We start from the raw sequence: 22272 nt of genomic DNA, 5'->3' as shown, positions 1-22272 counted from the left end.
CGGCGCGGACACAATAACAACGCCCTCACGGGTCAGTTGTGGGCGCGGACCAGGGTGCCGATCGGCTCGCCGCGCAGGATCCGCAGGAGTACGCCAGGCTGCGCCATGTCGAAAACGCGCAGCGGCATGCGGGCATCGCGGCAGAGGGCGAAGGCGGCGGTGTCCATCACTTGCAGATTGCGGGCGATGACCTCGTCATAGCTCAGGGTGTCCAGCTTGACCGCGTCCGGATGCTTCTTCGGGTCCTTGTCATACACGCCGTCCACCTTGGTCGCCTTGAGCAGCAGGTCGGCGCCCACCTCGATGGCGCGCAGCGCGGCGCCGGAGTCGGTGGTGAAGAACGGGCTGCCCACGCCGGCCGCGAAGATGCAGATCCGGCCCTTCTCGAGATGGCGCACGGCGCGGCGGCGGATGTAATCCTCGCAGACGTCGTTGATCTTGATCGCGCTCATCACCCGGCATTTGCCGCCAAGCTTTTCCAGCGCGTCCTGCATGGCCAGCGCATTGATGACCGTGGCCAGCATGCCCATGTGATCGCCGGTGACCCGGTCCATGCCGCTGGCGGCCAGCCCGGCGCCGCGGAAAATATTGCCGCCGCCGATCACCAGCGCCACCTCGGCGCCCGCATCGCGCGCTTCGATCACCTCGCGCGCCAATCGGTTCAGGACTTTCGGGTCGATGCCATAGTCCTCGTCCCCCATCAGCGCCTCGCCGGACAGTTTCAGCAGGACGCGGCGATAGACGAGGTTGGACATGGCGGCACCGGGCGATGGAAACCCACCAATTCTAGCGGAAACCCCGCGTGGGCAGGCGGGGGCAGGCGCTCACTCAGTCGCCGTGCAGCAGGACCCGGTTGCGGCCTTCGCGCTTGGCGCCGTACAGAACATCGTCGGCGGCCTTCAGCAGGTCGTGCACGCTCTGGAAGCGTTCCTCGGCGTTGCCGCCATGGGTGGCGATGCCGGCGGAGAAGGTGGTGAAGATGGGCTCGCCGTCCACGACCGCCATCGGCGTCTTCGACACCTGCTCCAGCAGCCGCTGCAATACCTGCCGGGCGGATGCCTCGCTGGAATAGTGCAGCACCAGCAGGAATTCCTCGCCGCCATAGCGCGCGATGAGGTCGGTACTGCGCAGTGCGCGCTGCACCGTGAGGGCGAATTGACGCAACACCTGGTCGCCCACCAGGTGGCCGTAGCGGTCGTTGATCCGCTTGAAATCGTCCAGGTCGATCAGTGCGATGGTGAGCGGATGCATGCCCGCCGACGCGAATTCCCGTTGCAGCACCTCTTCCATGTGCAGGCGGTTGTAGACCCCGGTCAGCGGATCGCGACGGGCCTGCTCGGTCAGCTGGCGCATACGCTCTTCGGTGGCGCGGGTTTCCTGCTGCGATTGCGCGGCGTCCTGGATCTGCCGCAGGTTGCGCAGGATCAGCAGCTCGCGCGCCTCGTCCGCGATCGCATCAAGATGCGCCGGGTGCTCGATCCGCACCTCGAAGAGGGCGCTGATCTCCTGCATGGCCGCGGACATCAGCGAAAGCAGCTCGTCCAGCGCTTCGCGATCGTGGCCGGTGAGGGTCATCACCCGGGAGAGGGCCTGTTGGCGCGCATCGGGGCTGGGCCCTGCGGCGGCCAGCCACAGGTCTGCCACCGCGCCGGACCCCTGGATGCAGCGCAGGAAAGGCTCTTGCGCCGGCTCCGACTCGCTCTGGGCGATGGCATCCACCAGGTAGTCGGGCAACTGCCAGCGACGGGCCAGCCAGGCGCCAACTTCAGCATGGTCGGCATCGAAGTGCGCCCGCTCCAGCGTCAGCAGCGCGTCGTTGTCGGCGGCTTCGGCGCACAGGGCTGCGTAGGTCTCCGGCATCGCCTTCAGCAGGGCCAGCCGGCCAATGTCCTGCAGCAACCCGGCCAGCATCAACATCTCGCCGCGCTTGAGGTTGGTCTGCTGGCCCAGCAGGCGGGCGGCCATCGCCGCAAGAACGCTGCGCCGCCAGATCTGTTCCTGCTGCTCTGCGGTGCCGTTGCCGCCGCGCAGGCCGTGTACGAGAGAAAATCCAAGCGCCAGGCTCAAGGCTGCATTCAGGCCCAGCATGGCCATTGCCTGCGGCAGCGTTTCAGCGCGGCGGCGGGTGGCGTAGAGGGGGGAGTTGGCGACCCGCAGCAGGCGCGCGCTGAGCGCGGGATCAACCCCGATCGTTTGTGCAGCCGCGTTCAGGGTCGCGGTGGGGTCCTGCGCAAGCGCGATGATCTGCAGGGCAACGCCCGGCGGCGAAGGCAGGTTGCGGCAATGCAGCAAGGTGGCTTCGAGTTCCGTTCGCATCGCGCCGGGAGGGATGTCCAGTGGCCCTAGTATGCGTGTTGGCGGGGATTTGTGCTCAACCACCGGCGCAAGCGCAGGAGACGCGCTGGGGGAGTGCTTTCATGAAGGCCAAGCGCAAGGGGCTGACGCCGCAGGAAGCGGGCGGCGGCCCAGGTCGGGCAACAGCCGGCTACAGCAGCGCAGCCGGCAGTGCGCACGGTGCTTGGCCAGGCGACGCCTGACCGGCGCCCGACGCAGCCCGCAGCGGGTACCGAGCGGCGCCCCTTGCCAGACCCGGCCCCCTGTTTTGAATCCACCTGCGGGGGCGCAGCTGGGGTGAAGGGAGGCGCTGGCCGCGTTGCGGAGCCTTAACTTCTTCCTCAAGATCCGCGCTGCCTTCCCCGGGCTTGGGTGAAGAGCCAAAAAAAACGCAGGCCCCGCATCGCTGCGAGGCCTGCTTTAAAGCTACTTTGTGTTGTACTGGCGCCCGAAGTTGGACTCGAACCAACGACCCCCTGATTAACAGTCAAGTGCTCTAACCGGCTGAGCTATTCGGGCGAGGCCGCGCATTGTATGCGGCTGTTTCCGGCAGGGCAAGCACCTGCCGCGAAAATTTCCGGGGGCGCGTGTTCACGCGGGGCACGGCGCCGGCGCCGTGGGGCGCTCGCTGCGCGGGCGGCCGGCGTTGTTGACGATGACCCTGGCCAGCAGGGCACCTGCCTCGCTGCAGATGGACAGGGTCAGGTTGGCCCCGGCGCTGGTGCCGTCGGGCAGGTAGCGCAGCTGCTGCCGCCCTGCGCTGCTGGCGATGCGGAGGTGGGAGCGGGGGGAAGCAAGGTCCACGCGCAAGATGTCGTCCTTGGCGTCCGGCCGCCGGTTGCCGTCTTCGTCCACGAACAGCAGCCAGCCTTGGCTCCAGTCGTTGCCGGTAGCGCAGGTGGCGCCGTCGCTGCTTGGGCACAGCACGGTGCGCCGGTTGCGTTCGATCGCTGCGAGGCGGGCCAGCTGCATGTGGGCGACCAGCGATGACGTCGCCGAAGAGGCGCGCTGACGCTCGATGAGCGCCGCCATCGGTGACAGGGCGGCGCTTGCCAGCAGCGCCAGAATGGCCGTCGTGGTGACCAATTCGATCAGGGTGAAGCCTGCGTCGCGATGGGGCATGGCACGTGTTCCCGGTGGCTTGGAGGCAGGTTGCCGGGGCGCTGGCAGGGGCGGCATCGGCGGAAGGCGGGGCCGGGAGTCGGAAAAGCCCCCGCCGGGTGACGGAAATCGCCGTGCAGGCTTCGCTCACGTCCGGGGCGTAAACTCGAAGGTTGCCCGTTGCCTTGCCTGCCGATGAGCCAGCCCGTTCCGTCCGACCTTGACCTCACGACCGCCTCCGCGGGGTTCCAGCTGGTCGCGCCCTACCAGCCTGCGGGCGACCAACCAGGGGCCATTGAAAAACTCGTCACCGGGTTCGAAAGCGGGCTGGCCAAGCAGGTGCTGTTGGGCGTGACCGGTTCCGGCAAGACCTACACCATCGCCAATCTGGTTCAGCGGGTGCAGAAGCCGACCCTGGTGATGGCGCCCAACAAGACGCTGGCAGCGCAGCTGTACGGCGAGTTCAAGGCGTTCTTTCCGCACAACGCGGTGGAGTACTTCGTCAGCTACTACGACTACTACCAGCCGGAAGCCTACGTCCCGTCCAGCGACACCTACATCGAAAAGGACAGTGCGATCAACGACCACATCGAGCAGATGCGGCTGGCGGCGACCAAGGCGCTGCTGTCGCGGCGCGACACCATCGTGGTGGCGTCGGTGTCGGCGATCTACGGTCTGGGCGCGCCTGAGGACTATCTGGCGATGCGGCTGATCCTGTCGCGTGGCGAACGCATCGACCAGCGCGAGCTGCTGCGCCACCTGACCACGCTGCAGTACTCGCGCAACGAGATGGCGCTGGACCGCGGCACCTTTCGCGTGCGCGGCGAGACGGTGGACGTGTTCCCCGCCGAATCCGACCTGGAGGCGCTGCGCATCGAGCTGTTCGATGGCGAGATCGAGCAGCTGTCGATGTTCGACCCCCTCACGGGCCAGATCCTGCGCCGGCTGCCGCGTTACGTCGTCTATCCCAAGACCCACTACGCCACCCCGCGCGAGCGCACCCTGAGCGCGGTGGATACGATCAAGGCCGAGCTGCGCGAGCGGCTGGAGCAGCTGTATGCGCAGAACAAGCTGGTGGAAGCCCAGCGGCTGCAGCAGCGCACCCAGTTCGACCTGGAGATGATGGCCGAAGTCGGCTACTGCAATGGCATCGAGAACTACTCACGGCACCTGACCGGGCGCGCGCCTGGCGAGCCGCCGCCGACCCTGTTTGATTACCTGCCGCCGGATGCACTGCTGGTGGTGGACGAATCGCACGTGACCATCCCGCAGATCGGCGCCATGTTCAAGGGCGACCGCTCGCGCAAGGAGACCCTGGTCGAGTTCGGCTTCCGCCTGCCGTCGGCGTTGGACAACCGGCCGCTGCGCTTCGAGGAATGGGAAGCCCGCGCCCCGCGCAGCGTGTATGTTTCGGCCACGCCCGGCCCCTACGAACTGCGCACCGCCGGTGATGCCATCGTCGAGCTGGTGGTGCGGCCGACCGGGCTGGTCGATCCGGAAGTCGAGATCCGGCCGGTGGCGACCCAGGTGGATGATCTGCTGGGCGAAATCCGCGAGCGGGTGGCGATGGGCGATCGCGTGCTGGTCACGACGCTCACCAAGCGGATGGCCGAGAACCTGACCGATTACCTCTCCGAGCACGGGGTGAAAGTGCGCTACCTGCATTCCGACGTGGACACGGTGGAACGGGTGGAGATCATCCGCGACCTGCGGCTGGGTGTGTTCGACGTGCTGGTGGGCATCAACCTGCTGCGCGAGGGTTTGGACATGCCGGAAGTGTCACTGGTGGCCATCCTCGATGCCGACAAGGAAGGCTTCCTGCGCAGCACCGGCTCGCTGATCCAGACCATTGGCCGCGCCGCCCGCAATCTGCGTGGCAAGGCGATCCTCTACGCCGACCGGGTCACCAACTCGATGCGCGCCGCGCTGGACGAGACCGACCGCCGCCGCAACCGCCAGCTGCACTACAACGCCGAGCATGGCATCACCCCGCAGTCCGTCCAGCGTGCGGTGCGCGATGTGATGGAAGGCGCGCGGGCCGAGCCGGGCGAGCTGAAGGGGCGCGGCAAGGCCAAGCGCGTCGCCGAGCCGGCGCAGGAGTTCCTGCGCATGAGTCCGGTCCAGCAGGCCGCGCGGCTCAAGGAGCTCGAGCAGAAGATGCACCAGCACGCCCGCGACCTGGAGTTCGAGGAGGCCGCCCGCGTCCGCGACCAGCTGCGCAGGCTGCGCGAGGCGGCGCTGTAGGGTGAAAAGGGGAGGGCGCTTGTTTCCGTGCCCGGCGTCAGGCTACAATTCGCGCCCCTTCGGGCGGTTAGCTCAGCGGTAGAGCACTACCTTGACATGGTAGGGGTCACAGGTTCGAACCCTGTACCGCCCACCACGCGCATTGCGTGGTAACGCATTCCAAAGACAGGTGGCCCGCGGAAACGCCGGCCGAGCGTGCGACATGGACACTACCGGCGCCTACCGCTGATTCCTGCCGACGCATTCGTATTTCCTTCCTTGTGGATAATCGAAAGGCGCCTCGGCGCCTTTTTTCGTGGTTCCAGTTCGTTCCTGAACAACCGCCCGCCGCCTCCCGGCCGGATTTTCCCTAAAGAGCCCCTCCCATGATTTCGATCACGCTCCCCGACGGCTCCCAGCGCCAGTTCGATGCCCCCGTGTCCGTGCAGGACGTCGCCGCCTCCATCGGTGCCGGCCTGGCCAAGGCTACCCTGGCCGGCAAGGTTGACGGCCGTCTGGTGGATGCCAGCCACGTCATCGACCGGGATGCCCAGCTGGCCATCATCACCGACAAGTCGCCGGAGGCACTCGATATCCTCCGCCACTCCACCGCGCACCTGCTGGCGCAGGCCGTGCAGCGCCTGTTTCCGGGGGCGCAGGTCACCATCGGTCCGGTGATCGACAACGGCTTCTATTACGACTTCGCCTACGAGCGCCCGTTCACCCCCGAGGACCTGCCGGCCATCGAGGCGGAGATGCAGAAAATCGTCAAGGAGGCGCTGCCGGTCAGCCGCAGCGTGAAGTCCCGCGACGACGCGATTGCCTTCTTCAAGGGCATGGGCGAGGCCTACAAGGCCGAGATCATCGCGTCGATCCCGGCCGACGAGGAGCTGTCGCTCTATACCCAGGGCGAGTTCACCGACCTCTGCCGCGGCCCACACGTGCCATCCACCGACAAGCTGCGCGCGTTCAAGCTGATGAAGGTGGCCGGCGCGTACTGGCGCGGCGACCACAACAACCAGATGCTCAGCCGCATCTACGGCACCGCCTGGCTGAACGACAAGGACCTCAAGGCCTACCTGCACCAGCTGGAAGAGGCCGAGAAGCGCGACCATCGCAAGATCGCCAAAGCGCAGGATCTGTTCCACCTGCAGGAAGAGGGGCCGGGCCTGGTGTTCTGGCACCCCAAGGGCTGGAGCATCTGGCAGACCGTCGAGCAGTACATGCGCAAGGTCTACCGCGACACCGGCTACGGTGAGGTGCGTTGCCCGCAGATCCTCGACGTGGAGCTGTGGAAGAAGTCCGGACACTGGGACAACTACAAGGACAACATGTTCTTCACCGAGTCCGAGAAACGGACGTATGCGGTGAAGCCTATGAACTGCCCGGGCCACGTGCAGGTGTTCAACCAGGGCCTGCACAGCTACCGCGACCTGCCGATCCGCTACGGCGAGTTTGGCGCCTGCCACCGCAACGAGCCGTCCGGGGCACTGCACGGCATCCTGCGCGTGCGCGGCTTCACCCAGGACGATGGCCACATCTTCTGCACCGAGAACCAGGTGGAATCCGAGGTGCGCGCCTTCCACGAGCAGGCCCTGAAGGTCTATTCGGACTTCGGCTTCAGCGACATCCAGATCAAGATCGCCCTGCGTCCTGATTCCCGCCTTGGCGACGACGCCACCTGGGACAAGGCCGAGGACGCCCTGCGCAGCGCGCTGCGGGCTTCGGGCGTGGAGTGGCAGGAGCTGCCGGGCGAGGGTGCCTTCTACGGCCCCAAGATCGAGTACCACCTCAAGGACGCCATCGGCCGCACCTGGCAGCTCGGCACCATGCAGGTGGATTTCATGATGCCGGGCCGGCTGGGCGCGGAATACGTGGATGAGCACAGCCAGCGCCGGCATCCGGTGATGTTGCATCGCGCCATCGTGGGCTCGATGGAGCGTTTCATCGGCATCCTGATCGAGCACCATGCCGGCCAGTTCCCGGCTTGGCTGGCGCCGGTGCAGGCGGTGGTGATGAACATCACCGATGCCCAGGCCGATGCCGTCGAGGCGGCACGGAAAACCCTTGCGAATCAAGGATTCCGGGTGGTTTCCGATTTGCGGAACGAAAAAATCGGCTATAAAATCCGCGAGCACACGCTGCAGCGCGTGCCGTACCTGCTGGTGGTCGGGGACCGCGAGAAGGAAAACGGCCAGCTGTCCGTGCGTACGCGGGGTGGGGAAGACCTTGGCAGCATGTCCGTTGACGCTTTTGCCGCGCGTTTGTGCGAGGAAAGCGCCCGCTGACGGGCCGCGCCAATCCCGCCCTGCAAAGCCGCCTGCCAGCGACATCGCCGGTTGGCGAACCGGCCCGCAGGGGCCAATCCTTGGAGACAGCCACAATCAGTACCCCTGACAACAAGCAGAATCGTCGTAACCAGGAAATCCGCGTGCCGCGGGTGCGTGTCATCGGCAGTGACGGCGAGATGATCGGCGTGCTTTCGCGCGACGAGGCTCTGCGCATGGCCGAGGAGGAGGAGCTCGACCTCGTCGAGATCCAGCCCAACGCGGATCCGCCGGTCTGCAAGATCATGGACTTCGGCAAGTTCAAGTTCGAAATGCAGAAGAAGGCCAACGAGGCCAAGAAGAAGACCAAGCAGGTCGAGATCAAGGAAGTCAAGTTCCGTCCGGTCACCGACGAAGGCGACTACCAGATCAAGCTGCGCAAGATGCGCGAGTTCCTGGCCGACGGCGACAAGATCAAGGTCAACATCCGCTTCCGTGGCCGCGAGATGAGCCACCAGGAGCTGGGCCGCGAGATGGCGGCGCGGATCGAGGCCGACCTGGGCGAGGACATCGTCATCGAGTCCCGCCCCCGCCTGGAAGGCCGGCAGATGGTGATGATGATCGCGCCGAAGAAGAAGTAGGTCCGGGCTGCGCGGCTGCCGGTCCCGGCGGTCGCCGGAAGCCGCGGTGTGCTCGCAATGCCCTGATTTCCCCAAGGACAAGATTGCAAATCCGGCGCCGGTCCGCCATAATGCGCGGCCCGGTTCGCCGGGCATGTTGTTTCGCGGCACCCAGGACCCGCCCGATTCCCCGTGGAATCCGGGCCTACCCACCGGCAAGGCAGGATGGAAAGCGTGGCAGCGCCCCCGTGGCAACGCCGCCGCCTCGGCCAGTTCTCGATTTCGCAAGGATTCCCAATGCCCAAGATCAAGACCAATCGGGCGGCGGCCAAGCGCTTCCGGAAGACTGCTTCCGGCAAGTACAAGTGCGGCCACGCCAACAAGAGCCACATCCTCACCAAGAAGGCGACCAAGCGGAAGCGCAACCTGCGGCAGACGAACCACGTTCGTGCCGAGGACGCGGGCCGTCTGGACCGCATGCTGCCGTATTTGTGAGGAGATAGGACATGGCACGAGTCAAACGTGGTGTTACGGCGCGCGCGCGCCACAAGAAGGTCATCAAGGCCGCGAAGGGCTACTACAACGCCCGCCGCAAGGTCTTCCGCGTCGCCAAGCAGGCGGTCACCAAGGCCCTGCAGTACGCCTATATCGGACGCAAGCAGAAGAAGCGCCAGTTCCGCACCCTGTGGATCGCGCGCATCAACGCTGCCGCCCGCGCCAACGGCATGAGCTACAGCCGCTTCATGAACGGCCTGCAGAAGGCCGGCATCACTCTGGACCGCAAGGTGCTGGCCGATATCGCCGTGCACGATGCGGCGGGGTTTGCGGCCCTGACCGAAAAGGCCAAGGGCGCTTTGGCGGCGTAAGCCGTCGATCCACACGCAAACCCGCCCCAGGGCGGTGAAGACCGGCGGCGCAAGCCGCCAAGACGTGGGGAAGGGCGCAAGTCCTTCCCCACGTTCGTTTACAGGGGCGCGCTTTTCACGTGGCGTCCCCAGGGGCCGGAAACCAGATGAGCGAAATCGAATCCCTCTCCACGCAGGCGCTGGCCGACATCGCCGCTGCTACCACGCCCGACGCGCTGGAGGCCCTGCGTGTGGGCCTGCTCGGCAAGAGCGGCAGCATCACCGCGCAGTTGAAGTCGCTTGGCGCACTGCCGGGCGAGCAGCGCAAAGCCGCTGGCGAGGCGATCAACCGCGCACGCGATGCCATTGCCGCGGCGCTGGCATCACGCAAGGCGGCGTTGGACGATGCCGTGCTGGACGCCCGTCTGGCCAACGAAACCATCGATGTGACGTTGCCGGGGCGCAATGGCGTGCGCGGCGGCGTGCATCCGGTCAGCCGCACGCTGGAGCGTATCACTGGCATCTTCGGGCGCCTGGGCTACGAACTCGCCGACGGCCCGGAGATCGAGGACGACTGGCACAACTTCGAGGCGCTGAACTTTCCGCCGCACCACCCGGCGCGCGCCATGCACGACACCTTCTATTTCCCGGACGGGCGCCTGCTGCGCACCCATACCTCGGGCGTGCAGGTGCGTTACATGCAGGACCTGCTGCGCGCCGGCGGTACGCCGCCGCTGCGCATGATCGCGGCCGGCAAGGTCTATCGCAGCGACTCCGACCAGACCCACACCCCGATGTTCCACCAGGTGGAAGGGCTGCTGGTGGACGAGCACGCCAGCTTCGCGGATCTCAAGGGCACGCTGGTGGAATTCGTGCGGGCGTTCTTCGAGCGCGATTTCGAAATGCGCTTCCGCCCAAGCTACTTCCCCTTCACCGAGCCCTCGGCGGAGGTGGACATCGCCTGGCAGCAGGCGGATGGCAGCACCCGTTGGCTGGAGGTGCTGGGCTGCGGCATGGTGCATCCGAACGTGCTCAAGAGCGTGGGTATCGATCCGGAGAGGTACACGGGCTTCGCCTTCGGCCTTGGCGTCGAGCGATTCGCGATGCTGCGCTACGGCGTGGACGACCTGCGCGCGTTCTTCGAGAACGACGTGCGTTTCCTGAAGCAATTCGCCTGAGGCCGCCGCCATGAAGTTCTCCGAAAACTGGCTGCGCCAGCACGTCAAGACCGCTGCGACGCGCGAGCAGCTCGCCGCCACGCTCACCGCAATCGGCCTCGAGGTCGAGGACATGGCCGTGCTGGGCGCATCGCTGGAGGGTGTGGTCGTGGCCCGCATCGTCGAGTGCGCGAAGCATCCGGAAGCCGATCGCCTGCAGGTCTGCCAGGTGGATGCCGGAACCGGCGAGCTGTTGCAAATCGTCTGCGGTGCGCCGAACGCACGTCCGGGCTTGGTCGCGCCGCTGGCGACAATCGGCACCCGCGTGGGCGAGCTGACCATCAAGGCCGCCAAGCTGCGCGGCGTCGCGTCCAACGGCATGCTGTGCTCGGCGAAGGAGCTCGGCATCGACGCGGACGCGTCGGGCCTGCTGGAACTGCCGGCCGATGCGCCGGTGGGTGCGCCACTGGCCGATTTCCTTGGCCTGCCGGATGCCAGCATCGAGCTGAAGCTGACCCCGAATCGCGCCGACTGCTTCAGCGTGCGTGGCATCGCGTTCGACGTGGCGGCCGCCACCGGTTCTGCCGTCGAACCCTTGAACGCCGATCCCGTGCCGCCCGCACACGACGCGGTGCTGCCGGTCGCGCTGGCCGCAGGCGCCGCGGCGCCGCGATTCGTCGGCCGCGTCGTCACCGGCGTGGATGCCTCCGTGCCAACGCCGGTCTGGATGGCCGAGCGCCTGCGCCGCAGCGGCGTGCGCCCGGTCAGCTTCCTGGTCGACGTCACCCAGTACGTGATGCTGGAGCTGGGCCAGCCGATGCATGCGTACGACCGCGACTTGTTGCAGGGCCCGATCGGCGTGCGCCTGGCGCGTGCCGGCGAGACCTTGCGCCTGCTCAACGGCGACGACGCCACCCTGGATCCGCAGTTCCTGGTCATCACCGACGCCGATCGCGCGGTGGGCCTGGCGGGCATCATGGGCGGCGAGGACACCAAAGTCGGCAAGGCCACCCGCAATGTCTTCCTGGAAGCCGCCCATTTCGCGCCGGCGGCGATCATCGGGCGCAGCCGCAAGCTGGGCCTGCACACCGATGCCGGCCACCGTTTCGAGCGTGGCGTCGATCCGGCGCTGCCGCGCATCGCCATCGAGTACGCCACCCGGTTGATCCTGGATATCGCCGGCGGCGCGCCCGGCCCGGTGGTCGAGGCGGCGTTGCCGGAGCACCTGCCGCAGCCGCAGCCGATCCTGCTGCGCCGCGCCCGGCTGGCGCGCGTGCTGGGCGCGCAGGTCGACGATGCCGAGGTGGCCCGCATCCTGTCGGCGCTGGGCCTTGTGGTGGAGGCGACGGGCGACGGCTGGCGTGTGACGCCGCCGGCGCGCCGCTTCGACCTTGCCATCGAGGAAGACCTGGTCGAAGAGGTCGCCCGCATCCATGGCTACGACGCCATCCCGGCCACGCTGCCGGGTGGCGCGACGCGGCTGGTGAATCCAACCGAAACCCGGGCCAGCGAGCACGACGTGCGCCGCCAGCTGGTAGCCCGCGAGTTCCTGGAAGCCATCAACTACGCCTTCCTCGATGCCGGTCTGCTGGAGGCGTGGCAGTTGGGCGCTGGCGCGGTGGCGCTGGCCAATCCGCTCAGCGCGGAGCTGGGCGTGATGCGTACCCGCCTGCTGCCCGGGCTGGTGGATGCACTGGCCCGCAACGTGGCGCGCCAGCAGTCGCGCGTGCGCTTGTTCGAACTCGGCAAGACCTTTGCCGACGTCAACGGTGAGGCGCCGGCGGAAACGCTGCGCATCGCCGCAGTCGCCTGTGGGGATGCGCATGCGGAGCAGTGGGGCGTGTCTGCACGTGCGGTTGATTTCCACGACATCAAGGGCGATCTGGAAAGCCTTGCCGCGCTGTCGGGCGCGACGCTGGCGTTCCGCGCCTCGGCCCAGCCGTTCGCGCATCCGGGCCGCTCCGCCGATATTTATCGCGATGGCCTTGCCATTGGCTGGATCGGCCAGTTGCATCCGCGCCTGCAGCAGGTGTTGGGGCTGGATGTGGATGTGCTGGCCTTCGAATTGGCGTTGGAGCCACTGCTGGCGCGCACGCTGCCGCGCGCCAGGGCGTTGTCCAAATATCCGTCCGTCCGCCGGGATCTTGCGTTCGTCGTGCCGGAATCGGTGACGTGGGGGGCGCTGCGGGCGACCGTGGAGGCGACCGCAGGCGCGTCACTGCGCGATCTGGTGCTGTTCGACCGCTATGCCGGCAAGGGCGTCGAATCGGGATTCAAGAGTCTGGCTATGGGCTTGATTTTGCAGGATGAATCCCGCACGCTGACCGACCGTGATGTGGATGCCGTGGTGGCGGATGTGATCGCCGCGCTGGGCCAGCAGCACGGTGCGGTGATCAGGCGCTGACAGGGGACGGCGATGGCATTGACCAAGGCGGAAATGGCCGAGAAGCTCTACGAGGAAGTCGGCCTCAACAAGCGTGAAGCGAAGGAATTCGTGGACGCGTTCTTCGATGCGCTGCGCGAGGCGCTGGAGCAGGGCCGGCAGATCAAGCTGTCGGGGTTCGGCAACTTCGACCTGCGCCGCAAGAACCCGCGCCCGGGCCGCAACCCCAAGACCGGCGAGGAGATCCCGATCTCCGCGCGTACCGTGGTCACCTTCCGGCCCGGCCAGAAGCTGAAGGAGCGGGTGGAAGCCTTCGCTGGGGTCGCCCATGCTTGATCCCGGCAGCAATCGCGAACTCCCGCCGATCCCCGCCAAGCGCTACTTCACCATTGGGGAAGTCAGCGAGCTGTGTGACGTCAAGCCGCATGTGCTGCGTTACTGGGAAACCGAGTTCCCCAGCCTCGAGCCATCCAAGCGCCGCGGCAACCGCCGCTACTACCAGCGCCACGACGTGCTGATGGTGCGACAGATCCGCAGCCTGCTGTACGAACAGGGCTACACCATTGGCGGCGCCCGCCTGCGGCTGGAAGGCGAGGGGGCGAAGCAGGAGTCGGCCCTCAGCAACCAGATCGTCCGCCAAGTCCGTGCCGAGCTGGAAGAGGTGCTGCAGATCCTGCGGCGTTGACCCGGCCTCGCCGCAGCCCGTTCACTCGGGTATACTGCGCGGCCAATCTTACGGGGTATAGCGCAGCCTGGTAGCGCACTTGTCTGGGGGACAAGTGGTCGTCGGTTCAAATCCGGCTACCCCGACCAACTTCCGTTCCGCTAATCCTCTCGCGGACGTCTCGCAAAGCCCCGCCTTTCAGGCGGGGTTTTTGCATTTGGGCGATACTAAAAGCAGCGCATCACAGGGATGGAGGCTGTTCTGGCATGACGACATGGCTGGTCACCGGCGGCGCCGGCTTCATTGGCGGCAATTTCGTGCTGGAGGCGGTGGCACGCGGTATCCGGGTAGTGAATCTGGATGCACTGACCTACGCGGGCAATCGCGACACGCTGGCCTCACTGGACGGTCATCCGGACCACGTCTTCGTGCATGGCGACATCGGTGATCGCGATCTGGTCGCCCGGCTTCTGGCCGAACATCGGCCGGACGCGGTGGTGAACTTCGCCGCCGAGAGCCACGTGGATCGCTCCATCGACGGGCCTGCAGCATTCATCCAGACCAATGTGGTCGGTACGCTGGCCCTGCTGGAGGCGGCACGCGATTACTGGAAGGGGCTCGCCGGTGCGGAAAAGGATGCTTTCCGCTTCCTGCATGTCTCCACCGACGAGGTGTACGGCTCGCTGGGTGAAACCGGCAAGTTCACCGAGACGACGCCGTATGCGCCCAATTCGCCGTATTCGGCGTCCAAGGCCGCGTCCGACCACCTAGTGCGCGCCTTTCACCACACCTACGGATTGCCCACGCTCACGACCAACTGCAGCAACAATTACGGGCCGTACCATTTCCCCGAGAAGCTCATCCCGCTGGTGATCGCCAAGGCCCTGGCCGGCGAGCCTCTGCCGGTCTATGGCGACGGCAGGCAGGTGCGGGACTGGCTGTTCGTGGCGGATCACTGCGAGGCGATCCGCACCGTGCTGGCCAAGGGCCGGGTGGGTGAGACCTACAACATCGGCGGCAACGCGGAAAAGCAGAACATCGAAGTCGTGAAGGCGATCTGCGCGCTGCTGGATGAGCGCCGGCCGCGCGAGGACGGCCTGCCGCGCGCATCGCAGATCACTTTCGTGGCGGATCGTCCGGGCCACGACCGACGCTATGCCATCGATGCCAGCAAGCTGCGCGATGAGCTGGGCTGGACGCCGAAGTACAGCTTCGAGCAGGGCCTCGCCGAAACCGTGGACTGGTATCTGGCCAACCAGGACTGGGTGCGGCGGGTACTGGACGGGTCCTATCGCCTGGAGCGCATCGGGGTGGCGGCATGAGTCCGTTGGCAGGTGGCCGCAAAGGCCCGCTCCGGAAGGGAATCATCCTTGCCGGCGGATCCGGCACCCGGCTGTACCCGATCACCCAGGCGGTCAGCAAGCAGCTGCTGCCGGTGTACGACAAGCCGATGATCTACTACCCGCTCAGCGTGCTGATGCTGGCGGGCATCCGCGAGGTGCTGATCATCAACACCCCGCATGAGCAAGCCTTGTTCCAGCGCCTGCTCGGCGACGGTGCGCAGTGGGGCATGCGCATCGAATACGCGGTGCAGCCCAGCCCCGACGGGTTGGCGCAGGCCTTCCTGATCGGCCGCGAGTTCCTGGCCGGCGGTCCGAGCTGCCTGGTGCTGGGCGACAACATCTTCCATGGTCACGGTCTGACCGGGTTGCTGCAGCGAGCCGATGCGCGCGAGCAGGGCGCGACCGTGTTCGGCTACTGGGTGCGCGATCCCGAGCGCTACGGCGTGGCCGAGTTCGATGCGGCCGGCAAGGTGGTCGGACTGGAGGAAAAGCCCGCGCAGCCGAAGTCCAGCTATGCCGTCACGGGCCTCTACTTCTACGATGGTCGCGCCAGCGATTTCGCGGCATCGCTCAAGCCTTCGCCGCGCGGCGAGCTGGAAATCACCGATCTCAACAAATGCTATCTGGAAGACGGCAGCCTGCACTTGGAGAAGATGGGGCGTGGCTACGCGTGGCTGGACACCGGTACCCACGAGTCGCTGGTGGAGGCATCGACCTTCATCGAGACCATCGAGGCGCGGCAGGGCCTGCGGGTGTGCTGCCCCGAGGAGATCGCGTTCCTCAACGGCTGGATCGACGCTGTGCGCCTGCGCGCGCTGGCCGAACCGCTGGCCAAGAACGGATATGGCCAGTACCTGCTGCGCCTCGCCGCACAGGGGCCCGTTGCATGAGGCTGCTCGGGACCCGGTTGCCGGGCTGCATGGTCATCGAGCCCGTGGTGCACGGTGACGAGCGCGGCTTCTTCTACGAAGGCTGGAACGCGCAGCGATTCGGAGAGCGCGGGCTGCCCACCCGGTTCGTCCAGCACAATGTTTCGCGTTCGCAGCGCGGCGTGCTGCGCGGGTTGCACTACCAGTGGCCAAACCACCCGCAGGGCAAGCTGGTCAGCGTGCTGGAGGGGGAGGTCTACGATGTCGCCGTCGATATACGCCGCGGCTCGCCTACCTTCGGCCAGCATGCGGCCGTGGTGCTGAGCGCGGATAACAAGCGCCATTTCTGGATACCGGAGGGGTTTGCCCACGGCTTCCTGGTACTCAGCGAGACGGCGCTGTTCACCTATTTGTGTACTGCGCCGTACGACCGCGCCAGTGACAATTCGCTGCGCTGGGATGATCCAGCGCTTGCGATCGACTGGCCGTTGGCGGAGGTCTCGCTGTCGTCCAAGGATGCGGCTGCGCCGCTGCTGGCGGATATTTCGCCGGAGCGTCTGCCGCAGTACGCCGAATGAAACTGCTGCTGCTGGGGGGCAATGGGCAACTCGGGCGCGAGTTGCGTCGCGTCCTGCCGGTACTGGGTGATGTGGTCGTGGGCACCCGCAATGGTGCCGAAGCCGATGTGGCCGCCGATTTCGACGCGCCGGAAGCACTGCCGGCGCTGGTGCAGCGCATCGCCCCCGACGTGGTGGTGAACGCTGCCGCCTACACTGCCGTGGACCGTGCCGAGGGCGAGCCGGATGCCGCGTTCCGGGCGAACGCGGAAGCGCCGGAGGCGTTGGCCCGCATCTGTGCCCGGACAGGGGCCTTGCTGGTGCACTACTCCACGGACTACGTGTTCGATGGCCATGGTCGGCGGCCGTACCGCGAGGAGGACGCCACCGCGCCGCTGGGTGTTTATGGCGCCAGCAAGCTGGCCGGCGAGCAGGCGATCCGCGCCAGCGGTGCGCGCCATGCGATCCTGCGCACAGCATGGGTCTATGCCGCGCACGGCAGGAATTTCCTGCACACGATGCTGCGCCTTGCCGCCGAACGCGACGAGCTGCGGGTGGTCAGTGATCAGATTGGCGCGCCGACGCCCGCCGCTTGGATCGCGGAGGCGACTGGCCAGCTCCTGCGGCATGGGCTGGCGGCGTCCGGGACTTGGCATCTGGTCGCCGCCGGCGAAACCAGCTGGCATGGATTCGCCGAGGCGATCATGGACGAAGCGCATGTGGCGGGCTTGCTGCCACGCCGCCCGCGCGTGCGGCCCATCGCCACCGTGGACTACCCGACGCCGGCACGGAGGCCTGCCTATTCAGTGCTGGACACCACGAAATTGCACCGGGATTTCGGCATCGTGCCGCCCCACTGGCGCGACGGCCTGCGGGCGACGCTGGATGGCATGGCGCAGGACAGCAGGGACATGCCCGCGGGGTGAATGTCGCGCCGGACAGGATCGATCCGCGCGAACCCCCGATTGCGAAGCTTCACGCCGATCCGATGCCGGCCCCTGTCGCCGGCCTGCGCGCGACGAGCCGCTGCTTCAGCCTGAGCGCCGGTCGCTCGATCAGGAACCAGGATGCCGCTGCAAGGGCAAGAACCAGCAAGGTGGTCCAACATGCGTTGTGCAGGGCGCTTCCCGGTGAATACGCCTGCACCAGTTGCCCGGCTGGCCAGCCGTACAGGTACATGCCATAGGAAAGATCGGTATGGCGGATCACCGGTAGCCGGGCCGCCAGCGCCAGCCAGAGCGTGCCGTAGCCGATCAGCGCGAAATAGGGCAGGTGGAACCACGGTGTCCCGCGTGTGATCGTCGCCAGCAGCAGCAAGGCCAGCACCCCCCATCCGTTGAGTCCGATCCGTTCGCGATTCACCCAGAACATCGTGCCGGTGATGAAGAACGCGGCACACCACATCGTATTCATCAGGTGGTCGGGCAGTGGGTGGTGCCACAGTGCGTAGGCATAGGCCGCCACCAGCGCCAGCGCCCAGAGCGGCGTGTAGCGGCGTGGCGCCAGCAGGCCGAAGGCCCCGGCCGCAAGTAAGGCCAGGTAAAGCCGCGCCTCGATCGGCAATGTCCACAGCGAGCCGTTGACTGCGGGGTTGGGCAAGTTCTCGAACACGCCAGGCAGGAAATACGCGTTCGACCACAGCGAGGCGTTGGTCCAGAGATAGCGCCAGGTATCGGCATGGCGCCAATAATCCTGCGACGTCGTCAGCAGGGGCCCCAGCACGAACACGCACAAGGCCACGCACACGGCCAGCGCGGGCAGGATGCGCAGTGCGCGGGACGCCAGGTAAGCGCGCATTGAGTTGCGTTGCAGACTGGCTGCAATCAGGAAGCCGCTGACCACGAAGAAAATATCCACGGCCACGCCGCCGGCGAACTTGAAGCGGGTGAGCCACGTCACCACGTCGCCACCGGCGCTGCCGGTGATCGCCCAAGCATGGCCGTATACCACCAGCCATGCGGCCAGCAGCCGGATCAGGTTGAAGTTATTGCGGTCGCCGGCCCAGGCCTCGGCGATGGTGGTGGATCTCATGCGGGATCGAACCGCCAGTGCCAGGGCTCGTACACGATGCCGTGCGGGTTGTCGCGCGGGTAGCTCATCGTGAAGCCGTAGCTGCCGGCGTGCTGGCAAAGCCATGCAAATGCCGGGGTGCGCTCGAACGATTCCTCGGCGGGCGGTTCGCCCGGCGTGCCGATGTCCAGTGCCAGTCCCGAATGGTGTTCGGAAAAGCCCGGTGCGGCGTTGACCGCGAGAATCTCCTCCACGGTCTGGCCGCGTGCCCGCTTCCGTTCGAAGATCCCAAGCTGATAGTCGTGGCTGCGATAGCCGGAGATGGCGTCCAGCACGATGCCGTCGGTCAGCGCCGCTTCGCGCAGGCGCAGCCAGGCGCGGGCGGCATCAAAGCGCAGCCACAACGGGCGGCGCCAGCGGTCGAAACCGGCGAAGGCCAGCCAGTCGGGTTCCGCGACCAGCGGCAGGCCGGTGCGGGCGGCGTATGCGTTGGCGTCCAGGCCCAGCGTGGCCAGTCGCTCGTGCAGGCGGTGCAGCGGCAGCGTGACGATGGGATGGAACGCGCCGCCTGTGGGCGGGGGAGGCAGCGCCAACGCACGTCGCGCTGCGGCCAGGCCCGGTTCGTGCTGCAAGCGGGGAACCAGTGGGTGCAGGCCGTCCGCCAGCTCCGCGGCCAGGTACAGGCCATCGCGTTTGCGCCGCAGCACCCGTCGCGCACGTGCGAGCAGGCGGGCGGTGGCGTTGCCGCGCGCGCGCAACAGCGCGGCTGGCCAGAGTTCGATCTCGGCCGTGTTGCGCAGGTGGGTCTTCAGCGGCGTGGGCATCAGGCGCATGGCGGCAGGATAGGGCTTTGCCCGCCCGGCGTCAGGCGACAGCGTCGCGCAATGCGTCCAGCAGCGCGTGCGGCTTTTCCGGGCTCACGAGAATCAATCTGCCGTCGCGTTGTGGCAGCAGCAAGACCCGGGACTGCGCAGTGAGCAGGCAGAACGCGCGGCTGCGGTTGCGCAGGATGCAGGTGCCCACGGTGAGTCCCGGAAAGCTGAAGCCGAACAGCCGCAACATCGGCTTGTACTCGGTGTGTTCGTCGAGGTCGAGGATCCTGGCCTTGTCGAGCGCCAGATCGCCAATCGGTACCTTGCGCGCGAACAGCAGCGCCCCGGCGACCAGCAGCATGTCGCCTTCGATGCTGATCTGCCGGTGCGCGAGCATGGACAGCAGACTAGCCGGCAACAACGCCGTCGCGAACAGCACCACGACCCACCACGGCACCGGGTTCGCAGGGGATTGCACGTGCGTTCCGCCGAGAAAGGCGATCAGCAGCAGGACGACCCACAGCCCGAGCAGGGCGGGCCATGTCCACGGCGCCAACGGCCCGAGCGGGAAATCGCGCCTGGAAGCGATGGAGTTCATCGTCAATGCACCTTGATCCAGCCCGCCACGTCGTCGATCAGCTGCGGATCGACATGGCCCGGCTGCTGGTACTCGGCCAGTGATCCCTCGCCGTCGCCGGCGATGCCGAGGTGGTTGAGCCGGTCATAGAGCTTGAACGCCACCTTCGGGTTGGCGTGGAAAGCGCCGCGCCAGGCCTGCCAGTCGGCGTCCACCACCTGGATGTCACGCGCGCCCTGCAGCACCAGCATCGGCAGTGCCACCCGGCGCGCTTCGGCCACCGGGTCCACCGCGTCGATGCTGCGCCAGTAGCCGGCCGGCTGGTTCATCACCGTCCGGGTTGCGGCGTCGGTGGCCGGATCGCGGGTGGCCTTGACCTGCGCAATGAGTGCGTTGATGGCGTCGCGCTCGGCATCGCTGGTCTTGCCGTCATCCAGCACGGCCAGGCGGCGGTTCTGCTCCACCACGATGTCCAGCAGCGGCCGGGCCGGCGCCGCCAGCAGCACCAGGCCGCGGACGTGGCCCGACAGGGCGGCGATGCGGGGCGCCATCATGCCGCCCTGGCTGTGGCCGAGCACGAATACGCGCTTGGGGTCGATGCCTTCGGTCTTGCGCAGCGCGTCCACCGCCAGCACGGCATCGAAGGTGGTTTCCTCGTCCACGCCAAAGGCCGCGCCGTGGGTGAATTCCTCCGGATGCGCCTTGGTACGCTTTTCGTAGCGCAGCACCGCGATGCCCTGCGCGGCCAGGCCGCGGGCGATGTCGAGGAACGGCTTGTTCGGGCCGATGGTCTCGTCGCGGTCGTGCGCGCCGGAACCGTGCACCAGTACCACGGCGGGGAAGGGGCCGCCGCCCTTGGGCATCGCCAGCGTGGCGGGCAGTGCGCGGGCGCCGTCGCCGATCGCCATCTCGCGCTCGGCGTAGGGCGCATCCGCCGCGACGGCGGGAGCCGGCGCAGGCGCCGCCTGCGTGGGTTGCACCAGGAAGCCGGCGATCTTGCCGTCGGCGCCGATGGCGAACTTGGCCACCAGCTCGGCCTTCTCGAAATGCAGCGGCACCTGCACCACCGCACTGTCGCCCTGCATGGCGGTGGTGGCGTCGCCGCGCCCTGTGGCCTTACCCATCTGCACGGGCAGGGATTCCCAGACCGCCTTGAGCTTGTCGGCGGGGACCGCCTCGGCCATGCGCGGCGCAAACAGCATTTCGACGTGGGTGTAATCGCCGGCATCCATCAGGTCCAGCGCCTGCCTGGCGATGGCGGCCGGATCGGCACTCTGCGCGTTCGACCCGGTGGACAACGCCAGCGACGAGGCAAGCAGCAGGGACAGCATGGCAGGGCGCATGGTCAGGCTTCCTTCTTCAGGTACAGGTGCACGTTCATGCCCACATGCGTCACGGACACCAGCTCCCAGCCCTGCTGGCCCAACGAGGCCAGCGTGCTTTCGATGGTCTCGGGCTTCAGCCCGAGGAACTGCGGTTTCAACACGACCACCTTGTAAAGCCAGCGTTGGCTCATGCGTCATCTTCCTGTTTCGTCTTGGGTCCGGGCAGCCGCCCGGCCTTGCGCAGGGCGTCGCGCAGCACGTATTCGATCTGTGCGTTGAGGCTGCGCAGCTCGTCATCGGCCCAGCGCTGCACGGCCGCCAGGACCTCGGCGTTGATGCGCAGCGGATAGGCCTTTTTCTCGGACATGGCGGTTCAGTCGCGGGGCGTGCGGTGGCGTCGCGCGGCGATGGCCACCACCAGGACGATCGCGACCACCACGGCGCCTGCGGTTGTCATGCTCATGGAGCGTCCCCCCGCCTCAGTACAGCGTGCCGGCATTGACGATCGGCTGGGTGGCGCGCTCGCCGCACAGCACGACCAGCAGGTTGCTGACCATCTGCGCCTTGCGCTCCTCATCCAGCTCGACCACGCCGTTCTTCTGCAGTTCGGCCAGCGCCATCTCCACCATGCCCACCGCACCGGCGACGATGCGGGTGCGGGCGGCAATGATGGCGTTGGCCTGCTGGCGTTGCAGCATCGCCTGGGCGATCTCCGGGGCGTAGGCGAGGTGGCTGATGCGCGCGTCCAGCACCTGCACGCCGGCATCGGCCAGGCGCTCGGCCAGTTCATCGCGCAGGTGCTGCGAGACTTCCGTGGCGTGGCTGCGTAGCGCGATCTGGCCGTCCTCGTGCTGGTCGTAGGGGTAGCTGGTGGCCATCGTCCGCAGCGCGGATTCGGACTGGATGTGCACGAAGCTTTCGTAGTCGTCCACGTTGTAGACCGCCTCCGAGGCATCGACCACCTGCCAGACGATCACCGCGGCGATTTCGATCGGGCTGCCGTCCAGCTCGTTGACCTTGAGCTTGCCGGATTCGAAGTTGCGCACGCGCAGGGAGACTTTCTTCTTCGCGTAGAAGGGGTTGTTCCAGCGCAGGCCGGCCTCCTTCACCGTGCCCACGTACTTGCCGAACAGGCTCAGCACGGCGGCCTGGTTGGGCTCGACGTTGTACAGGCCGATCAGGGCC

At 67.1% G+C, this 22272-nt stretch carries 22 protein-coding genes, 3 tRNA genes and 1 pseudogene; 15 read left to right on the top strand and 11 right to left on the bottom strand.

What is annotated here, in order from left to right; genetic code table 11:
* Positions 1 to 32: 32 nt before the first annotated feature.
* The 4 genes from pyrH to ACK4SG_RS02500 all read right to left on the bottom strand — a co-directional run bounded on the left by pyrH (position 33) and on the right by ACK4SG_RS02500 (position 3456).
* Positions 33 to 755, bottom strand: coding sequence for a UMP kinase (pyrH, locus tag ACK4SG_RS02515; RefSeq protein ID WP_409599356.1), 723 nt, complete (start codon positions 753 to 755; stop codon positions 33 to 35).
* Positions 756 to 828: 73 nt separating this feature from the next.
* The gene (locus tag ACK4SG_RS02510) at positions 829 to 2316 is read right to left on the bottom strand and encodes a GGDEF domain-containing protein (protein WP_409599354.1); all 1488 of its coding nucleotides are present in this window, start codon (positions 2314 to 2316) and stop codon (positions 829 to 831) included.
* Between the two features lie 460 nt (positions 2317 to 2776).
* Positions 2777 to 2853, bottom strand: a tRNA-Asn gene (locus ACK4SG_RS02505).
* Between the two features lie 72 nt (positions 2854 to 2925).
* A complete protein-coding gene (locus ACK4SG_RS02500; protein ID WP_409599352.1) occupies positions 2926 to 3456 on the bottom strand; it encodes a GspH/FimT family pseudopilin in 531 nt (176 codons plus the stop codon).
* A gap of 174 nt (positions 3457 to 3630) precedes the next feature.
* On the opposite strand from ACK4SG_RS02500, the gene uvrB reads away from it, so the two are divergent.
* From uvrB to rfbD, 15 genes are all read left to right on the top strand, one after another.
* On the top strand, positions 3631 to 5679 hold the full coding sequence (gene uvrB, locus ACK4SG_RS02495) for an excinuclease ABC subunit UvrB (RefSeq protein ID WP_409599350.1): 2049 nt from the start codon (positions 3631 to 3633) through the stop codon (positions 5677 to 5679).
* Positions 5680 to 5740: 61 nt separating this feature from the next.
* Positions 5741 to 5815 (top strand) — tRNA-Val (locus ACK4SG_RS02490).
* Between the two features lie 229 nt (positions 5816 to 6044).
* Positions 6045 to 7946 carry a threonine--tRNA ligase gene (thrS, locus tag ACK4SG_RS02485; RefSeq protein ID WP_409599348.1) on the top strand — a complete coding sequence of 634 codons (1902 nt, stop codon included), beginning with the start codon at positions 6045 to 6047 and terminating at the stop codon, positions 7944 to 7946.
* A 95-nt stretch (positions 7947 to 8041) separates the two neighbouring features.
* Positions 8042 to 8566 carry a translation initiation factor IF-3 gene (gene infC, locus ACK4SG_RS02480; protein ID WP_409599715.1) on the top strand — a complete coding sequence of 175 codons (525 nt, stop codon included), beginning with the start codon at positions 8042 to 8044 and terminating at the stop codon, positions 8564 to 8566.
* 276 nt (positions 8567 to 8842) lie between these two features.
* A complete protein-coding gene (gene rpmI, locus ACK4SG_RS02475) occupies positions 8843 to 9040 on the top strand; it encodes a 50S ribosomal protein L35 (protein ID WP_027083463.1) in 198 nt (65 codons plus the stop codon).
* A gap of 11 nt (positions 9041 to 9051) precedes the next feature.
* The gene (gene rplT / locus ACK4SG_RS02470; protein WP_409599344.1) at positions 9052 to 9411 is read left to right on the top strand and encodes a 50S ribosomal protein L20; all 360 of its coding nucleotides are present in this window, start codon (positions 9052 to 9054) and stop codon (positions 9409 to 9411) included.
* A 146-nt stretch (positions 9412 to 9557) separates the two neighbouring features.
* On the top strand, positions 9558 to 10568 hold the full coding sequence (pheS, locus tag ACK4SG_RS02465) for a phenylalanine--tRNA ligase subunit alpha (protein WP_409599342.1): 1011 nt from the start codon (positions 9558 to 9560) through the stop codon (positions 10566 to 10568).
* A gap of 10 nt (positions 10569 to 10578) precedes the next feature.
* Positions 10579 to 12951, top strand: a complete 2373-nt coding sequence (pheT, locus tag ACK4SG_RS02460) for a phenylalanine--tRNA ligase subunit beta (protein ID WP_409599340.1) — start codon at positions 10579 to 10581, stop codon at positions 12949 to 12951.
* A gap of 12 nt (positions 12952 to 12963) precedes the next feature.
* Entirely contained in the window at positions 12964 to 13266 is a 303-nt protein-coding gene (locus tag ACK4SG_RS02455) for an integration host factor subunit alpha (RefSeq protein WP_409599338.1), read from the top strand.
* Entirely contained in the window at positions 13259 to 13615 is a 357-nt protein-coding gene (locus ACK4SG_RS02450; RefSeq protein WP_374558357.1) for a MerR family transcriptional regulator, read from the top strand. The genes ACK4SG_RS02455 and ACK4SG_RS02450 overlap by 8 nt, the downstream gene beginning before the upstream one ends.
* 51 nt (positions 13616 to 13666) lie before the next feature.
* Positions 13667 to 13743, top strand: a tRNA-Pro gene (locus ACK4SG_RS02445).
* Positions 13744 to 13860: 117 nt separating this feature from the next.
* Complete coding sequence (gene rfbB, locus ACK4SG_RS02440) at positions 13861 to 14916, top strand: dTDP-glucose 4,6-dehydratase (protein WP_409599336.1); 1056 nt, start codon at positions 13861 to 13863, stop codon at positions 14914 to 14916.
* Positions 14913 to 15827: a glucose-1-phosphate thymidylyltransferase RfbA gene (rfbA, locus tag ACK4SG_RS02435; protein WP_409599334.1), complete on the top strand. Its 915-nt coding sequence runs from the start codon at positions 14913 to 14915 to the stop codon at positions 15825 to 15827. The genes rfbB and rfbA overlap by 4 nt, the downstream gene beginning before the upstream one ends.
* Positions 15824 to 16384 carry a dTDP-4-dehydrorhamnose 3,5-epimerase gene (gene rfbC / locus ACK4SG_RS02430; protein WP_409599332.1) on the top strand — a complete coding sequence of 187 codons (561 nt, stop codon included), beginning with the start codon at positions 15824 to 15826 and terminating at the stop codon, positions 16382 to 16384. The genes rfbA and rfbC overlap by 4 nt, the downstream gene beginning before the upstream one ends.
* A complete protein-coding gene (gene rfbD / locus ACK4SG_RS02425; protein ID WP_409599330.1) occupies positions 16381 to 17289 on the top strand; it encodes a dTDP-4-dehydrorhamnose reductase in 909 nt (302 codons plus the stop codon). Before rfbC ends, rfbD begins: the two co-directional genes overlap by 4 nt.
* A gap of 49 nt (positions 17290 to 17338) precedes the next feature.
* On the opposite strand, the gene ACK4SG_RS02420 is transcribed toward rfbD, so the two are convergent.
* From ACK4SG_RS02420 to ACK4SG_RS02390, 7 genes and pseudogenes are all read right to left on the bottom strand, one after another.
* Positions 17339 to 18394: an acyltransferase family protein gene (locus ACK4SG_RS02420; RefSeq protein ID WP_409599328.1), complete on the bottom strand. Its 1056-nt coding sequence runs from the start codon at positions 18392 to 18394 to the stop codon at positions 17339 to 17341.
* Positions 18391 to 19197 (bottom strand): M15 family metallopeptidase, encoded by an 807-nt coding sequence (locus ACK4SG_RS02415; protein ID WP_409599713.1) that lies wholly within the window; start codon positions 19195 to 19197, stop codon positions 18391 to 18393. The genes ACK4SG_RS02420 and ACK4SG_RS02415 overlap by 4 nt, the downstream gene beginning before the upstream one ends.
* Positions 19198 to 19237: 40 nt before the next feature.
* On the bottom strand, positions 19238 to 19783 hold the full coding sequence (locus ACK4SG_RS02410; RefSeq protein ID WP_409599326.1) for a PH domain-containing protein: 546 nt from the start codon (positions 19781 to 19783) through the stop codon (positions 19238 to 19240).
* A 2-nt stretch (positions 19784 to 19785) separates the two neighbouring features.
* The gene (locus ACK4SG_RS02405; RefSeq protein ID WP_409599324.1) at positions 19786 to 21093 is read right to left on the bottom strand and encodes an alpha/beta fold hydrolase; all 1308 of its coding nucleotides are present in this window, start codon (positions 21091 to 21093) and stop codon (positions 19786 to 19788) included.
* Between the two features lie 14 nt (positions 21094 to 21107).
* Complete coding sequence (locus ACK4SG_RS02400) at positions 21108 to 21278, bottom strand: DUF4177 domain-containing protein (RefSeq protein WP_409599322.1); 171 nt, start codon at positions 21276 to 21278, stop codon at positions 21108 to 21110.
* On the bottom strand, positions 21275 to 21454 hold the full coding sequence (locus tag ACK4SG_RS02395) for an Arc family DNA-binding protein (protein WP_409599320.1): 180 nt from the start codon (positions 21452 to 21454) through the stop codon (positions 21275 to 21277). The genes ACK4SG_RS02400 and ACK4SG_RS02395 overlap by 4 nt, the downstream gene beginning before the upstream one ends.
* 112 nt (positions 21455 to 21566) lie before the next feature.
* Positions 21567 to 22268: pseudogene (locus ACK4SG_RS02390) on the bottom strand (SPFH domain-containing protein); the annotation flags it as partial.
* Positions 22269 to 22272: the final 4 nt, after the last annotated feature.

Source organism: Thermomonas sp. (assembly GCF_046293095.1).
Classification (GTDB): Bacteria; Pseudomonadota; Gammaproteobacteria; order Xanthomonadales; family Xanthomonadaceae; genus Thermomonas.
Note: the sequence above shows the minus strand (reverse complement) of the source record. Positions and strands in the feature narration are given on the sequence as shown.